Genomic DNA, 14,680 nt, shown 5'->3' with positions numbered 1-14,680 from the left:
GGGCCGAAACCGGGCGCCCGCCCCTCTCCCCGATGATCTCGACGTTGCGGGGGTATCGGAGCGCTCCGATACCCCCGCAACGTCGAGATCATCGCCCGAGCGGTCTAGCCGAGGAAGTCCATCGGCGTTCCGGCTCCGGCCTCGCCGGCGGCGCGGTAGCCGTGCCAGGCCAGCGCGAGGTCCTGCCAGGGCACGCCGACCGGCGCGTAGACCGTGACGGTGTCCGGGCCGCCGCGGGCCGGGACCGCGCCGGTGAGCACCTCGCCCAGGGTCGCCGAGACGGCCGAGGCGTCCAGGCCCGCGTTGCCCACCGCCCCGCCGGCCAGCGCGAGCCGCGCGTCGTCCACCACCACCCGGGAGGCGAGCAGCAGGTCGGCGGCGAGCTCGATCTTGCCCGGCTCGTCGGCGCCGAGCGAGGTGATCTGGGTGCCGGGGCGCACGTCGGCGGCGTGCAGCAGCGGGGTGCGCGACCAGGTCGCGGTGAGCAGGATGTCCGCTTCGGCGGCCGCTCCGGGCGCGTCGTCGGCGACCCGCACCGGCAGCCCGAACTCCTCGGCGCAGCGGTCGGCGAACTCCCCGGCCCGGGCGCGGTCGGTGTCGGTCACCACCATGGCGGAGACCGGCCGCATCCCGACGATCCCCCGGGTGAACAGGCCGGCCTGGGCGCCGCAGCCGACGATTCCCAGCACCTCGGCGTCGTAGCGGGCCAGGTTGTGCGCGGCCAGCGCGGCGGCCAGGCCGGTGCGCCACGCGGTGAGGGTGGCCGAGTCGAGCAGTGCGAGCAGCTCCCCGGTGCCCAGGTCGTGCAGGCAGACGACGCCGCGCAGCGCCGGCCGGGCGCCGGGGAACTTGGCGTTGACCTTGACCGAGTAGGCGGGGATGCCGGGGAGCAGGCCGGGGATGAGCGCGGTGGCCGTGCCGGGTCCGGGCAGGTCGGCGCGGACCCGCTGCGCGTCCACCCCGACCGGCTCCGCGGTGAACCCGCTCCACAGCCGGTCGATGCAGGTGTGCACGTCCAGCAGGCGGAGCAGGTCGGAGCGGCCCAGGCAGAGTGTCACAGTCCGATCATCCCCCTTGCGGCCGCCGGCAGCCAGGGGACCCCGCCCCTGCGCCCCTCCCCCGGGGGAGCCGGATCCGGGGCCGCGCCGGGGCCCGCCGGCACCGGGGATAGCGTGGAGCGGGAAGACCCGCGGGGCGCCCGGCCCCGGACCGTACGTGAGGAGCCCGCACCGTGCCGATGCCCGCCGTTCCCAGCCCCGTGCTCACCTCCGCCGGCCTGATCGGCGGATACGCCGCGGCCCGCGCCACCGGCGTCCGCCCGCTCGGCGGCGCCGTGCTCGCCGGGTTCGGCGCGGCCGCCTTCGCGTCCTGGCGGCGCACCGCGGGCCCGGCCACCGCGGCCGCGCTCACCGGCGTCTACCTCGGCGCCTTCGGCCTCTCGCACCCGCTGGCCAAGAAGATCGGCGCGTGGCCCTCGGTGCTCGCGGTCACCGCGGCCACCGGCGCCGCGGCCTGGGCCTTCGGCGAGCGCGGCGGCGCCCCGGACGGGGCCTGAGCCGGCCGCGGGCGGTGCCGGGCGGGGCGGCCGCCGCGGCACCGCCCGGCCTTCGCCCCGGACGGCCCGGCCTCACCCCTGGGTGATGTAGGCCTCCAGCTGCTGGCGGTCCAGCTCCAGCTGGCGGATCCTGCTCTTGACCACGTCCCCGATGCTCACGATCCCGATCAGCTCCCCGGCGGAGAGCACCGGCACGTGCCGGACCCGGTTCTCGGTCATCAGCACGGTGAGGGCGTCGTCGGTGTCGGAGGTCCTGCAGGTGATCACGTTGGTGGTCATGATGTCCCGGACGGGCCGCTCCAGCAGCTCCGCGCCGTGCTCCTCCAGGCGGCGCACGACGTCGCGCTCCGAGGCGATCCCCGCGATCCTCCCGCCCTCCAGGACGACGACGGCTCCGATGTTGTGCCGGGCCAGCAGGGTGAGCAGCTCGGCCACCCCGGTATCGGGCCGGACCGTCACCACGTCGGAGCCCTTGGCGCGCAGCAGCTCGGCGATCAGCATGGCGGTCACCTTTCGCTCGGTGACCGAGGGTTACCCGCGGGCCGCCCGCCCTTAACCGCCTCCCCGCCGATCAGGGGCGGCTGCGCCGGGTGGGTCAGATGTGCACGATGCCGACCCGCCGGTTCTTGGGCACGTCGGGCTCTTCGACCAGCTTCGCCATGTCGTCCGGATCGCTGGTCAGCAGGAGAACGGGCCTGGCCTGCACCAGAGCGGTGGCCGCGACGATCGCGTCGACGGTGCAGCGGTGGCCGGACAGCCCGGCCCTGCCCAGGATCTCCCCCGCGGCGCGCCCGATCTCGGCGGAGACCGGCACCTGCACGACCCCCTTCAGGACGCGGTGCACGCGTGCATCGCGCGGCCCGCCGCGCAGCACCTCGGCCAGGGTGACGGTGCTGACCACCACTCGGGCACCGTGTTCCTCCGCCTTCACCAGATGGGCCCGGGCCCGCCCGTCTCCTCCTGCGGCCTTGGCGAGCCCCTCCGAATCGAGGACGACTGTTCCTCCGAGGCGGCTCAATCGGCGTCCGGCCACGCCGCCTCCGCTTCGGCCAGGTACTCCTCCGAGACGGGGCCGTACTCCTCCTCCAAGAGGAGGTTCAACTCGATCAGCCGCTCACGTTCGAGTCTCGTGGCGACCGCCTCGCTGATGTAGCGGCTGAACTCCCCGCGCCCGGCCCGCTCCCGGACCGCGTCGACGAGCGACTCGGGCATGGAGACGCTGACCTTGCGCGCGCGCTCCTCTTCTTCCTCGGTGCGCTTCTCGACGGTTCTGTGCAGGAGGCGCAGCATCGCTCTCGCCTCTCCCGGCGAGAGGGACCTCATCTCTTCGAGAAGGGCCCCCTCCCGGAGGATGCGCGCCTCCCTCTCGTGACCGGCCGTCTCCTGCTCCATGTGCACCGTCCCCATGCCGCGCGATCCTACCGCCAGTAGGAAACTCCTACCCGGGAAACGGCCGAAGAACTCGGGCCGGTGTTCCCGGAGAACGCCGAAACGGGGGCCGACCGGATCGGTCGGCCCCCGTCGGACGGGTCGGGTGCCCGGGATCAGCTGCAGCCGCTGGTGGAGCCGCAGCCCTCGCAGACGTAGCAGGAACCGGACGGGCGCATCTTGGTGCCGCAGGTGACGCAGAGCGGGGCGTCGGCGACGAAGCCCTGCTCGGCGGCGGTGCGGACGCGGGACTCGGCGGCGCGGGCGGCGCCCTGCTCCGCGGGGGCCTCCTCGCGGCCGGCGACCGGGGCGGACTGGGCGTAGGACTCCACCTCGGCGGCGACCTGCGCCGGGTCCTCGCCGGCGGCCTGGGCCCGGCGCTCCTCGGCGGTGAGCACGCCCAGGTCGGCGCGCTCCTCGAAGGAGAGGTGGTCCAGGGCCAGGCGGCGGAAGATGTAGTCGACCACCGACTGGGCCATCCGGATGTCCGGGTCGTCGGTCATGCCGGCCGGCTCGAACCGCATGTTGGTGAACTTCTCGACGTAGGTCTCCAGCGGGACCCCGTACTGCAGCGCGATGGAGATCGCGATGGAGAAGGCGTCCATGATCCCGGCCAGGGTGGAGCCCTGCTTGCCGAGCTTCATGAAGACCTCGCCGAGGCCGTCGTCCGGGTAGGAGCCCGCGGTGATGTACCCCTCGGCGCCGCCGACCGCGAACGACACGGTCTGGCTGGGGCGCTTCTTCGGCAGCCGGCGCCGGACCGGGCGGTTCACCTCGACGGCCTGCGGCTCGGGCGCCTGCCCGGCCTCCTTCTTCTCCCCGCTCCCGGCGGTGGAGAGCGGCTGGCCGACCTTGCAGTTGTCCCGGTAGACCGCGAGCGCCTTCAGGCCGAGCTTCCAGCCCTGGAAGTAGATGTGCTCGAAGTCCTCGACGGTGGCCTCCTCGGGCACGTTCACCGTCTTGGAGATCGCGCCGGAGAGGAACGGCTGCACCGCGGCCATCATCTCCACGTGGCCCATCGGCTTGATGTAGCGGCGGCCCATGGCGCAGTCGAACACCTCGTAGTGCTCCGGGCGCAGCCCGGGGGCGTCCACCACGTGGCCGTTCTCCGAGATGTACTCGACGATGGCCTCGACCTGCTCCTGCTGGTAGCCGAGCGTGGCCAGCGCCCGCGGGATCGCCTGGTTGACGATCTGCATGGAGCCGCCGCCGACCAGCTTCTTGAACTTGACCAGCGAGAAGTCCGGCTCGATGCCGGTGGTGTCGCAGTCCATCATGAAGCCGATGGTGCCGGTGGGCGCGAGCAGGCTGGCCTGGGCGTTGCGCCAGCCGTGCTTCTCTCCGGTCTTGAGGCAGCCCTGCCAGGCGGCGGTGGCGGCCGCGGCGATCGACCGGTCCATCTCGCCGACGGTGCGCAGGTCGTCGTTGGCGGCGGCGTGCTTGCGCATCACCCGCTTGTGCGCGTCCGCGTTCTTGGCGTAGCCGTCGTAGGGGCCGACCACGCCGGCCAGCTCCGCGCTGCGCTTGTAGGCGGTTCCGGTCATCAGCGAGGTGATCGCGGCGGCGACCGCGCGGCCCCCGTCGGAGTCGTAGGCGTGGCCGGTGGCCATCAGCAGCGCGCCCAGGTTGGCGTAGCCGATGCCGAGCTGGCGGAAGGCCCGGGTGGTCTCGCCGATCTTCTCGGTGGGGAAGTCGGCGAAGGTGATGGAGATGTCCATCGCCGTGATGACCAGCTCGGTGAGCGCGGCGAAGTTCGCGATGTCGAACGAGCCGTCCTCGCCGAGGAACTTCAGCAGGTTGATCGAGGCCAGGTTGCACGAGGAGTTGTCCAGGTGGACGTACTCCGAGCAGGGGTTGCTGGCGGTGATCCGGCCGCTCTCCGGCGCGGTGTGCCAGTCGTTGATGGTGTCGTCGTACTGCACGCCCGGGTCGGCGCACTCCCACGCCGCCTTGGCCATGGAGCGGAAGAGCCGCTGGGCGTCCACCTCGTCCACCGCGTCGCCGGTGGTCCGGGAGACCAGGCCGAAGCCGGAGCCGCTCTCCACCGCGCGCATGAACGAGTCGGAGACCCGCACCGAGTTGTTGGCGTTCTGGTACTGGACGCTGAACATGTCCGCGCCGCCCAGGTCGACGTCGAAGCCGGCGTCGCGCAGCGCGCGGATCTTGTGCTCCTCGCGCGCCTTGGTCTCGATGAACTCCTCGATGTCGGGGTGGTCCACGTCGAGCACGACCATCTTGGCCGCCCGGCGGGTGGCGCCGCCCGACTTGATGGTGCCGGCCGAGGCGTCGGCGCCGCGCATGAACGAGACCGGGCCCGAGGCGGTGCCGCCGGAGGAGAGCAGCTCCTTGCTGGAGCGGATCCGGGAGAGGTTGACCCCGGCGCCGGAGCCGCCCTTGAAGATGATCCCCTCCTCCTTGTACCAGTCGAGGATCGACTCCATGGTGTCGTCCACCGACAGGATGAAGCAGGCGGAGACCTGCTGGCTGGAGGCGGTGCCGACGTTGAACCAGACCGGCGAGTTGAAGCTGAACAGCTGGTGCACCAGCGCGTGCTTCAGCTCGTGGTCGAAGACCTCGGCGTCGGCGTCGGTCGCGAAGTAGCCGTTCTCCCGGCCGGTGCGGGTGTACATCCCGGCGACCCGGTCGACGAGCTGCTTGAGGCTCCATTCCCGCTGCGGGGTGCCCACCGCGCCGCGGAAGTACTTGCTGGCGACGATCTGGGTGGCGTTCATCGACCAGGCGGCGGGGAACTCCACGCCCTTCTGCTCGAAGTTGACCGACCCGTCCCGCCAGTTGGTCATGACGATGTCGCGGCGCTCCCACTCGACCTCGTCGTAAGGGTGCACGCCGGGCGTGGTGAAGATGCGCTCGATCTTCAGCCCCTTGCGGCGGCCGCCGCCCTTGCGCGCCGTCGCGCCCGTCGTCTCCGTCATGCCGGCTCCCCCTGAAATCTCGTCCGGGCTCCCCCCGGAGCCACCGTCGGCCCGCATCCCGGCGGGCCCTCCTGCTCTCCCCGCGCGGCCCCGGGGACCGCTACGCGCCGTCCTCGTCCCCGACGCCGGCGGACTGCCGCTCGGCCCGCAGCCGGGAGATCTCCTCCTCGAAGTCGGCGAGCGACTCGAAGCCCCGGTAGACCGATGCGAACTGCATGTAGGCCACCTCGTCCAGCTCCTGCAGCGGACCGAGGATGGCCAGACCGATCTCGTGCGCGGGCACCTCGGCCAGGCCGCGGCAGCGGATCTCCTCCTCCACCCGCTGGCCCAGCACGGCCAGCGCGTCCTCGGTGACCGGGCGGCCCTGGCAGGCGCGGCGGACGCCGGCGACGATCTTGGCCCGGGAGAAGGGCTCGGTGACGCCCGAGCGCTTCTGCACCATCAGCAGGACCGTCTCCTGCGTGGTGAACCGCCGCCCGCACTCCGGGCAGGAGCGGCGCCGGCGGATCGCCGCGCCGTCGTCGGTGGACCGGCTGTCGATCACCCGGCTGTCCGGATGACGGCAGAACGGACAGTGCATGCCGAAACGCCTCCCTGCGCCCCGCGGCCCTTCCGCGCCGGCTCCCGCCGCGACGTGCGCGGCGGAGTCCGCTCACTGTTTCGCCCGGGCCGCCGGCGTCGTCCGCGCACCGGACGGCCCCATGAAGATCTGCACCCACTAAAGCACAACTTATGGGTCACTCATACCAAGGCGAGCACAAGATCTTGTGGTCAACCTATGAGGCCGCAGGTCAGGACCGCAAGCCCCCGCGCGGCGTCCGGGCGGCTTCGCAGGTCAGCCCGGACGGGAGCGCCCGCGCCCCGGCGTGTCGCACCGGGGCGCGGGCCGCCGCCGTGACGATGGACACCCGCGCGCGGAGTGGGGTCAGCCCCCGGGGATCCGCAGCCTCTGACCGGGTTCCAGCTCGGTTCCGGGCAGGCCGTTGAGCTCGACGATCTCGTGCACGGTGCGCCGCGCGTCATCGCCGGGGCGCACCCGCTCGGCGATCTCCCAAAGCGTATCGCCGTCCCGGACGACCACCGTCGGGGGAGCCGCCCCGAAGAAGGCGCCGGCCGCCGCCCCGGCCCCCGAGGCGCCCGCGGCCGCGGAGGTCATGAACAGCAGCGACAGCACACCGGTGGCCACCGCGCACAGCAGGGAGACCAGGACCACGCGGCCGCGCGCGGTGAGCCGGACCCGGACGCCGTCCGCCCCGCCGGGGACGGCCAGCAGCTCGGGCAGCCCGGCCAGGGCGGGCGGACCCGCCGGGGAGCGGTGCCACTCGGGGATCTCGACCGCCCAGTCGTACAGGGCGGGGCCGGGGGAGGCGGGCCTCCGGGGACGGGGGATCTGCGGAACGGCACCGGGCGCCCCCGGCGGGACGGGCGCGGTTTCGGACATGGACGCCCCCTTCGAACACCAGTCTGATCGAACTGATGTTCGACTAATACCGTATCCGGGCGATTTTTTCATCACCATCTCGAACGTTTGTTTGATATCGCTATGTGCAGGCAGTAACGTTGGACGTGCTTTACCTCGACACCGGCGCGGCCCGCGAGCGGGGCGGTCACGGTCGGTGCCGCCGCACCATCGGTCGAGGGTTTCGACGCTCCCGACAGCCCATACGCGCGACGACCGCGAGATCACCGCCGAGGAGGCCGGCCGTGCCGGAGGAGAACCACGGAACGCAGGAACCTCACGCGGGCGGGCCCGGCTCCACCGACCCGCGCCCCGCCTCCCCGGCGCCGGAGGGCGCGCGTGCGGGGGCGGCGACGCAGAGCGGCGCACCGAAACTCACGGCTCGCCAGCAGAGCGTACTGAACTGCATCCACCGCTACGTACGGCAGCGCGGTTACCCGCCGTCCATCCGGGAGATCGGGGACGCCGTGGGCCTGTCGAGCCCGTCCAGTGTCGCGCACCAACTGAAGGTCTTGCAACGCAAGGGCTATCTTCACCGCGATCAGAATCGCCCACGAGCGGTGGAAATTCGCATTCCGGGCCAGGCCACGGTGCGCTCCTGGGACGAGCTGGAGGGCGAGCCGCAGGCCCCGGAGGGGCGCGCCGCGCACGTCCCGGTGGTGGGCCGGATCGCGGCCGGCGGCCCGATCCTGGCCGAGGAGTCCATCGAGGACGTCCTGACCCTGCCCAAGCAGATCGTCGGCGAGGGCCGGCTGTTCATGCTCACCGTGGTCGGCGACTCCATGACCGACGCCGCCATCACCGACGGCGACCTGGTCGTCGTCCGCCAGCAGCCGGACGCCAACAACGGCGACATCGTGGCCGCCCTGCTCGGCGACGAGGCCACCGTGAAGGTGTTCAAGCGCGACGGCGACCACGTCCTGCTGCTGCCCCGCAACGACGCCTACGAGCCGATCGACGGCGACGAGGCCACCATCCTCGGCAAGGTCGTCGCGGTGATGCGCCGCATGTAGCGGCCGCGGTAACGACTTCGCCTCGCTTCGGAACGCCCCCGTGACCTTCCGCCTCCGGCCGCGGGATCGTTCCCCTTCCGTCACCCCGCGGTGACCTCCGGGGCGGCCCCGCGCGATGCGCGCCGGACGGCGGGGCCGCCGGGCCTCCGCCGTACGCCGCTCCCCCGGAGCCCCGTACGGTAGGGGCATGCCTTGGCCGCCGCTCCTCCCCTCCCGACCGCGCCCGCCGCACCGGGGCGCCCGCCGGACCCCGCCGCGCATCGCGGCCGCCGCCGCGGCCGCGCTGCTGGCCGCGGGCTGCGTCCCCGGCGGGACCGGCGCGGAGCAGGCCGCCCCGCCCGGCGTCGCACCGGTCGAGCGGGACGTCCGCTTCGGCAGCGGCCCGGACACCCTGTTCGGCACCTTCGCACTGCCGCCCGGGGCCGACGGGGGGAAGGTGCCGGCCGCGCTGATCGTCTCCGGCAGCGGCCCCACCGACCGCGACGGCAACAACCCCGGCCGGCCGGGCGCGGAGACCAACCTCAACTTCGCCCGGGTGCTCGCCGACGCCGGGGTCGCCTCGCTCCGCTACGACAAGCTGGGCAGCGGCGAGACCGGGACGGGCTCCCGCGACGCCGACGAGCCGGTCGACTACGACGTCTTCGAGCGGGAGATGGTGAACGCCTACGCCGAGCTGGCCTCCCAGCCCGAGGTGGACCCCTCGCGCCTGCTGGTGCTGGGCCACAGCGAGGGCGCGCTGTTCGCGCTGCGCGCGCCGGAGGCCGTCCACGGGCACCCGCCGGCCGCGCTCGTGCTGGCCGCCCCGCCCGGCACCCGGTACCTGGACCTGATCGACCGCCAGCTGACCGAGCAGATGCGCAGCGCGGAGGCCTCCGGCGCCTCCGAGGCGGACGTCACCGCCCTCCTCTCCGACGTGCGCACCTCCATCGCGCGGCTGCGCGCGGGCGACCCCCTGCCCGAGGACCTCTCCCCCGAGCTGGAGTCGCTGTTCGGCCCGCAGAACGAGCCGTTCCTCCGCGAGATCGACGCGCTCGACCCGCTCGACCTGGCCCGGGGCCTCCCCGGCGGAACCCCCGCACTGGTGCTGTGGGGCACCGAGGACACCCAGGTCACCGAGGCCGAGGTGGACCGGCTCACCGGCGGGCTGCCCGACGCGACCCGGGTCGACCTGGAGGGCGCCGACCACGTCTTCCGGATGTACGACCCCGCCCCGGGCGCGGTCGCCGCCGACGCCGGCCGCCGCTTCTCCCCCGACGCGGCCCCGGCCCTGGAGGACTTCCTCGACGGCGCGCTGTGACCGGGCGGCGGCCGGGGGCCGGCGGCGGAGCCCCGGAGCGGCACGCTCCGTCACGCCGCGGGTGACCCCGGGCGCCCCGGGGGTCAGCCCCTGCTCTCCTCGATGCCGGTGATCGCCTCGGCGGCCAGGCGCTTGGCGCCGTCCACCATGTCGGCGTCGGGGATCGGCTCGGTGCGCCCGTAGTCGGCGGCGGAGGAGTAGCAGGTCTCGACGTAGAGGTTGGCGGTGCGCACGCCGACGCAGCCCCAGCCGAGCGGGGCGACCTCGGCGTCGTACCAGGAGTAGGCCTCGTCGCCGAGCCCGGAGAGCGCGGTGCGCTCGTGCCGCTGCGAGGCGCCGTTCAGCAGCTCCGCGGCGGCCTCCTCGCCGGCGGAGCCGCCCTGGGTTCCGGTGCGCACCATGACCACGCGCACCGCGGAGGGCGTGTGCGCGGAGTCCTCGCCGCTCGCCCAGCGGCACTCCGTGCCCTCGCGGCCCTCCCGCTCCAGGCCGTCGATGGGGCCGTCGACCTCGACCTCGGCGTCGGGGACCAGCCCGTCCAGGGTCTCCCCCTCGACGACCGGGCACTCGGGGACCTTCTCGAAGCCGTCCAGGCCCAGCACGCCCACCACGGCCCACACCCCGGCACCGAGCAGCGCCAGGCCGCCCAGAGCCAGCGCGGTGACGGCGGCGGTGGCGCACCCCCGGTTGGCGCGCGGCGCCTCCGGGGACGGACCGGCGCCCGGCGGCCCCTGCGGCGGCGGACCGGAGGGCGGCCCCTGCTCCCCCTGGGCCCCGTGCGGACCGGGAGCGGGAGGCCCCTGCGGGGGCGGTGCGGCGCCCCCCGGACCGGCGGGGGCACCCGGGGCGGGGTTCTCCGGCGCACCTGCGGCCGGCGCCGCCGGAAGCGCTCCGGTGCGGACCGCGCCCGGCCCGTCGGGCGGTGCCGGGGCCTCCGGCGCCCCCTGGGCGCGCGGCGGCGCTCCGGGGGCCCCGCCCGGGGCCGGCGGGCCGTCCGGAGCGGCCGGGGCCCCGCCCCGGTCCGGCCGGGCGGGCGCACCGGGAGGCCCGGCGGGCTCCGGAGGCCGACCGCCCTGCTCCGGGCCGCCGGCCGGGACGGGGGGCTCCCCGCCCTGCTCCGGAGCGTCCTGCTCCGGGCCGCCGCCGAGCGGAGCAGGGGCGTTCCCGCCCTGCTCCGGAGCGTCCTGTACCGGACCGCGGCCCGCCGGGGCGGGGGCGTCCGCTCCGGTCGCCTCCCCGCCCGGCGCGGACCGGGGCGGCCCGCTCTGCGGCGGAGCGACGGCGCCGTCCTCCGCGTCGGAGGCGGGCGGGCCGTTCCGCGGCCCGGTCCCGTCCGGCTGCTCGGACATGGGCGCCTCCCGGCTGGCTCATCGGTCAGGTCATCGTGTACGACAACCGTACAAGCGGGGCGGGCTCCGCGGAGACCGTCAGATCGCCGCTTCGACGCCCTCCGCCGCGGCGATCGCGGCACCGCGCGCGTCCCGGTAGCCCAGCGGCGGGCCGCCGGCCTTCTCCGCTCCCCCGTAGGAGACCCGGACCAGCAGGTTGTCCTTGCGGAAGGCGACCTCGGCGGAGTCGCCGGCCGGGGTGGACCGCCAGGCCCGCGCGTCCTCGCCCAGCGCCGGGACGGCCGAGACGCCGCGCTGGATCGGCTCCAGGGCGGCCAGCGCCTCCCCCGCCGCCTCCGCCCCGGACACCTCGCCGGACCGGTCGGTGAAGAGCGCCCGGAAGTCGACCCGGAGCACGCGGGGCGGTAGGCCGCCGTCCCCGGTCCCGACCGAGGTCCAGGTGCACACCGCTCCGTCGGAGTCCTCCAGCAGGCCGCGCTCGGCCGCGTCCAGCGCGGCCTCGCCGAGCGCCTCGCCGAGGACCCCGGCGGGGACCTCGCCGCACTCCGGCGCGGCCCGGAACAGGTCGTCCGGGCCCGCCTCGGCGGAGGGGCCGCCGCCCTCCGCCCAGAGCACGGCGGTGACCGACACCGCGACGACCAGCAGGGCCGCGGCAGCGGCGGCGGCCGCCCAGCGCACCCGGCGCGGGGCGGCCGCCCACAGGTTCCGCAGACCGGCCACCCGGATCAGCCCACCACGATGTTGACCAGCTTGGGCGCCCGGACGATCACCTTGCGCACCGCCTTGCCTCCGATGAAGCCCTGGGCCTTCTCCGAGGCCAGCGCCCGGCTCTCCAGCTCCTCGGCGGTGATGTCCGGGGAGACCCGGAGCTTGTCCCGGACCTTGCTGTTCACCTGGACCACCGCGGTGACCTCCTCCTGCACCAGCAGGGCGGGGTCGGGGGTGCGCCAGTTGCCGATCGCCACCGAGCCGCTGTGGCCCAGGCGCTCCCAGCCCTCCTCGGCGATGTACGGCGCCACCAGGGACAGGGTGACCGCGATGACCTCGGCCGCCTCGCGGACCGCCGGGTCGGCGGCGCCGGGGCCGCCGTCGATGGCCTTGCGGGCGGCGGTCACCAGCTCCATGATCCGGGCGATGGCGACGTTGAAGCGCTGCTCCTCCACCGCCGCGGTGATCTTGTCCAGCGCCTGGTGGGTGGCCTTGCGCAGGTTCAGGTCCCCGGCGGCCGGGTCGGTGCCGGGTGCGGAGGCCTCGCCGGCCTGGACCATCACCCGGAACGCGCGGCCGAGGAACTTCAGCGAGGCGGCCGGGGAGACGTCGGCCCAGTCGATGTCGTCCTCGGGCGGGCCGGCGAACACCACGGTCAGCCGGACCGCGTCCACCCCGTAGGCGTCGATCTCGGCGCCCAGGTCGACGCCGTTGCCCAGCGACTTCGACATCGCCTTGCCCTGGTTGATGACCTGGCCCTGGTTCATCAGCCGGGTGAAGGGCTCGGTGAACTCCAGCATGCCCATGTCGTACAGCACCTTGGTGAAGAAGCGGCTGTACAGCAGGTGCAGGATGGCGTGCTCGACGCCGCCGACGTACTGGTCGATCGGCCCCCACCTGCGCACCTTCTCCTGGTCGAAGGGGGCGGTGTCGGCCTGCGGCGAGCAGTAGCGCAGGTAGTACCAGGACGAGTCGACGAAGGTGTCCATGGTGTCGGTGTCCCGCTGGGCCGCCCCGCCGCAGCGCGGGCAGTCCACGTTGACCCATTCCTCGACGGCGGCCAGCGGGGAGATGCCCTTGGGCGCCAGGTCCGCGCCGCGCAGGTTCTCGGGGAGGGTAACCGGCAGCTGGTCGTCGGGGACCGGCACCTCGCCGCAGTCCGGGCAGTGCACGATCGGGATCGGCGTGCCCCAGAAGCGCTGGCGGGACAGGAGCCAGTCGCGCAGCCGGTAGTTGACCGCGGCGTCCCCGGTGCCGCGCTCCCGCAGCACCTCGGTGATCCGCGGGATGGCCTCGCTCTTGGCCAGGCCGTCCAGCGGACCGGAGTTGGTCAGCACGCCCTCGCCCGCGGTGGCGACGCCGGTCTCGGCCGGGGCGCCCTCGCCGGTCTCGACCACCTCGCGCACCGGCAGCCCGAACTTCAGCGCGAAGTCCAGGTCGCGCTGGTCGTGCGCGGGGACGGCCATGATCGCGCCGTGCCCGTAGTCGGCCAGCACGTAGTCGGCGGCCCAGACCGGGATGCGCTCGCCGTTGACCGGGTTGACCGCGTAGCGGCCCAGGAAGACGCCGGTCTTCTCGCGCTCGGTGGACTGCCGCTCGATGTCGCTGAGCTTGGCCACCTGCGCCTTGTACTCCTCGAACGCCTCGCGCTGCCCGGGCGCGCACAGCTCGTCGGCGAGCGGGGCGTCCGCGGCGACCACGAAGAAGGTGGCGCCGTACAGCGTGTCGGGCCGGGTGGTGAAGACGGTGACCGGCTCGTCGCGGCCCTCGATCGCGAACCGGACGTCGGCCCCCTGCGAGCGGCCGATCCAGTTCCGCTGCATGAGCAGGACCCGCTCGGGCCACTTGCCCTCCAGCCGCTCCATGTCCTCCAGCAGCCGGTCGGCGTAGGAGGTGATGCGGAAGTACCACTGGTTGAGGCTGCGCCGCACCACGTCGGTGCCGCACCGCTCGCAGCGGCCGTTGACGACCTGCTCGTTGGCGAGCACGGTCTGGTCCTTGGGGCACCAGTTGACCAGCCCGTCCTTGCGGTAGGCCAGGCCGCGCTCGAAGAAGCGCAGGAACAGCCACTGGTTCCAGCGGTAGTACTCCGGGTCGCTGGTGTGCAGCCGGCGCGACCAGTCGATGGCGACGCCGTACCGCTTGAAGGACTCCGCCTGGGTCTCGATGTTGGCGTAGGTCCACTCGGCCGGGTGGGAGTCGCGCTTGATCGCGGCGTTCTCCGCGGGCAGGCCGAAGGAGTCCCAGCCGATCGGGTGCAGGACGTTGTCCCCGCGCTGGAAGCGGTAGCGGGCGACGACGTCGCCCATGGCGAACGCCTCGGCGTGCCCCATGTGGAGGTCGCCCGAGGGGTAGGGGAACATGTCGAGCACGTAGCTGCGCGGCCGATCGTCGGACGGGTCCTCCGAGGCGGCGAAGGGGTCGTCCTTCGCCCAGCGCGCCTGCCACTTCTCCTGGAGGGCGCGGGCGTCGTAGACGTCGCTCGCCACCTGTTCTCCCTCTACCGCTGTCATCGCTGTTCGTCCCTCTGCCGGTTCGCGTTGGGGGAGCACCGCTCGGACTGGGCGCCGTCCCGCGCCCGCCGCTCCTCCGCACCGGGGCTCCGCCTCCGGCCGGGGTCTCCCGGGCATCCAGGTTAGCGCGCCGGCGGGCCCCGGCCGCCCCTCGTCCGGGGCCGGGACCGGCGGCGACGGCGCGTCCGGCGGATCCGGTCGGGCTCCCCGCGGGGCGGGCCGCCGGTCCCGCCCCCGGTCGGGGCGCCGTCGCCCCGACGGCGGCCGGTGCCGGTCCGGCGGAACCGGCCCGCCCGCGTTGCGGGGACGGGCCTTCCGGGTCCCCCGGCGGTGCAAGAATGCTCGGCGGGCGGCACCCCGTACCGCCCCCGCCGGCGCGCGTGGCCCACCCCCTCCAGCGGTCGTCCGCGGACCGGGCGCCGCCG

General features: G+C 74.4%; 13 protein-coding genes. 3 read left to right on the top strand and 10 right to left on the bottom strand.

What is annotated here, in order from left to right:
* Window positions 1–104: 104 nt before the first annotated feature.
* Entirely contained in the window at window positions 105–1,058 is a 954-nt protein-coding gene (locus tag J0910_RS10400; protein WP_420158307.1) for an ornithine cyclodeaminase family protein, read from the bottom strand.
* A gap of 179 nt (window positions 1,059–1,237) precedes the next feature.
* Between J0910_RS10400 and J0910_RS10395 the strand changes: the two genes are divergently transcribed.
* Window positions 1,238–1,555 carry a hypothetical protein gene (locus J0910_RS10395; protein ID WP_420161946.1) on the top strand — a complete coding sequence of 106 codons (318 nt, stop codon included), beginning with the start codon at window positions 1,238–1,240 and terminating at the stop codon, window positions 1,553–1,555.
* Between the two features lie 72 nt (window positions 1,556–1,627).
* Here the strand turns inward: J0910_RS10395 and J0910_RS10390 are convergent, their stop codons facing one another.
* The 6 genes from J0910_RS10390 to J0910_RS10365 all read right to left on the bottom strand — a co-directional run bounded on the left by J0910_RS10390 (window position 1,628) and on the right by J0910_RS10365 (window position 7,357).
* Window positions 1,628–2,056, bottom strand: a complete 429-nt coding sequence (locus tag J0910_RS10390; protein ID WP_420161945.1) for a CBS domain-containing protein — start codon at window positions 2,054–2,056, stop codon at window positions 1,628–1,630.
* A gap of 94 nt (window positions 2,057–2,150) precedes the next feature.
* Window positions 2,151–2,588: a type II toxin-antitoxin system VapC family toxin gene (locus J0910_RS10385; protein WP_420158306.1), complete on the bottom strand. Its 438-nt coding sequence runs from the start codon at window positions 2,586–2,588 to the stop codon at window positions 2,151–2,153.
* Window positions 2,570–2,962: a hypothetical protein gene (locus J0910_RS10380; protein ID WP_420158305.1), complete on the bottom strand. Its 393-nt coding sequence runs from the start codon at window positions 2,960–2,962 to the stop codon at window positions 2,570–2,572. Before J0910_RS10380 ends, J0910_RS10385 begins: the two co-directional genes overlap by 19 nt.
* Before the next feature lie 137 nt (window positions 2,963–3,099).
* Window positions 3,100–5,916, bottom strand: coding sequence for a vitamin B12-dependent ribonucleotide reductase (locus J0910_RS10375; RefSeq protein WP_420158304.1), 2,817 nt, complete (start codon window positions 5,914–5,916; stop codon window positions 3,100–3,102).
* 100 nt (window positions 5,917–6,016) lie between these two features.
* Window positions 6,017–6,496, bottom strand: a complete 480-nt coding sequence (gene nrdR, locus J0910_RS10370) for a transcriptional regulator NrdR (RefSeq protein ID WP_040710353.1) — start codon at window positions 6,494–6,496, stop codon at window positions 6,017–6,019.
* Window positions 6,497–6,841: 345 nt separating this feature from the next.
* On the bottom strand, window positions 6,842–7,357 hold the full coding sequence (locus tag J0910_RS10365) for a LysM peptidoglycan-binding domain-containing protein (RefSeq protein WP_420158303.1): 516 nt from the start codon (window positions 7,355–7,357) through the stop codon (window positions 6,842–6,844).
* A gap of 263 nt (window positions 7,358–7,620) precedes the next feature.
* Here J0910_RS10365 and lexA point away from each other — a divergent pair, with 263 nt between their 5' ends.
* Together lexA and J0910_RS10355 are read left to right on the top strand one after the other, a co-directional pair.
* Window positions 7,621–8,388, top strand: coding sequence for a transcriptional repressor LexA (lexA, locus tag J0910_RS10360; protein WP_420158302.1), 768 nt, complete (start codon window positions 7,621–7,623; stop codon window positions 8,386–8,388).
* Window positions 8,389–8,575: 187 nt separating this feature from the next.
* Window positions 8,576–9,685 (top strand): alpha/beta hydrolase family protein, encoded by a 1,110-nt coding sequence (locus J0910_RS10355; protein ID WP_420158301.1) that lies wholly within the window; start codon window positions 8,576–8,578, stop codon window positions 9,683–9,685.
* Between the two features lie 83 nt (window positions 9,686–9,768).
* Here the strand turns inward: J0910_RS10355 and J0910_RS10350 are convergent, their stop codons facing one another.
* From J0910_RS10350 to leuS, 3 genes are all read right to left on the bottom strand, one after another.
* The gene (locus J0910_RS10350) at window positions 9,769–11,034 is read right to left on the bottom strand and encodes a hypothetical protein (RefSeq protein WP_420158300.1); all 1,266 of its coding nucleotides are present in this window, start codon (window positions 11,032–11,034) and stop codon (window positions 9,769–9,771) included.
* A 78-nt stretch (window positions 11,035–11,112) separates the two neighbouring features.
* On the bottom strand, window positions 11,113–11,754 hold the full coding sequence (locus J0910_RS10345) for a hypothetical protein (protein WP_420158299.1): 642 nt from the start codon (window positions 11,752–11,754) through the stop codon (window positions 11,113–11,115).
* A gap of 5 nt (window positions 11,755–11,759) precedes the next feature.
* Window positions 11,760–14,255, bottom strand: coding sequence for a leucine--tRNA ligase (gene leuS / locus J0910_RS10340; protein ID WP_420158298.1), 2,496 nt, complete (start codon window positions 14,253–14,255; stop codon window positions 11,760–11,762).
* Window positions 14,256–14,680: the final 425 nt, after the last annotated feature.

It is taken from the genome of Nocardiopsis oceanisediminis, from assembly GCF_048595525.1.
In the GTDB taxonomy this organism is placed as follows: domain Bacteria; phylum Actinomycetota; class Actinomycetes; order Streptosporangiales; family Streptosporangiaceae; genus Nocardiopsis_A; species Nocardiopsis_A oceanisediminis.
This window is presented reverse-complemented; position numbering and strand designations above follow the sequence as displayed.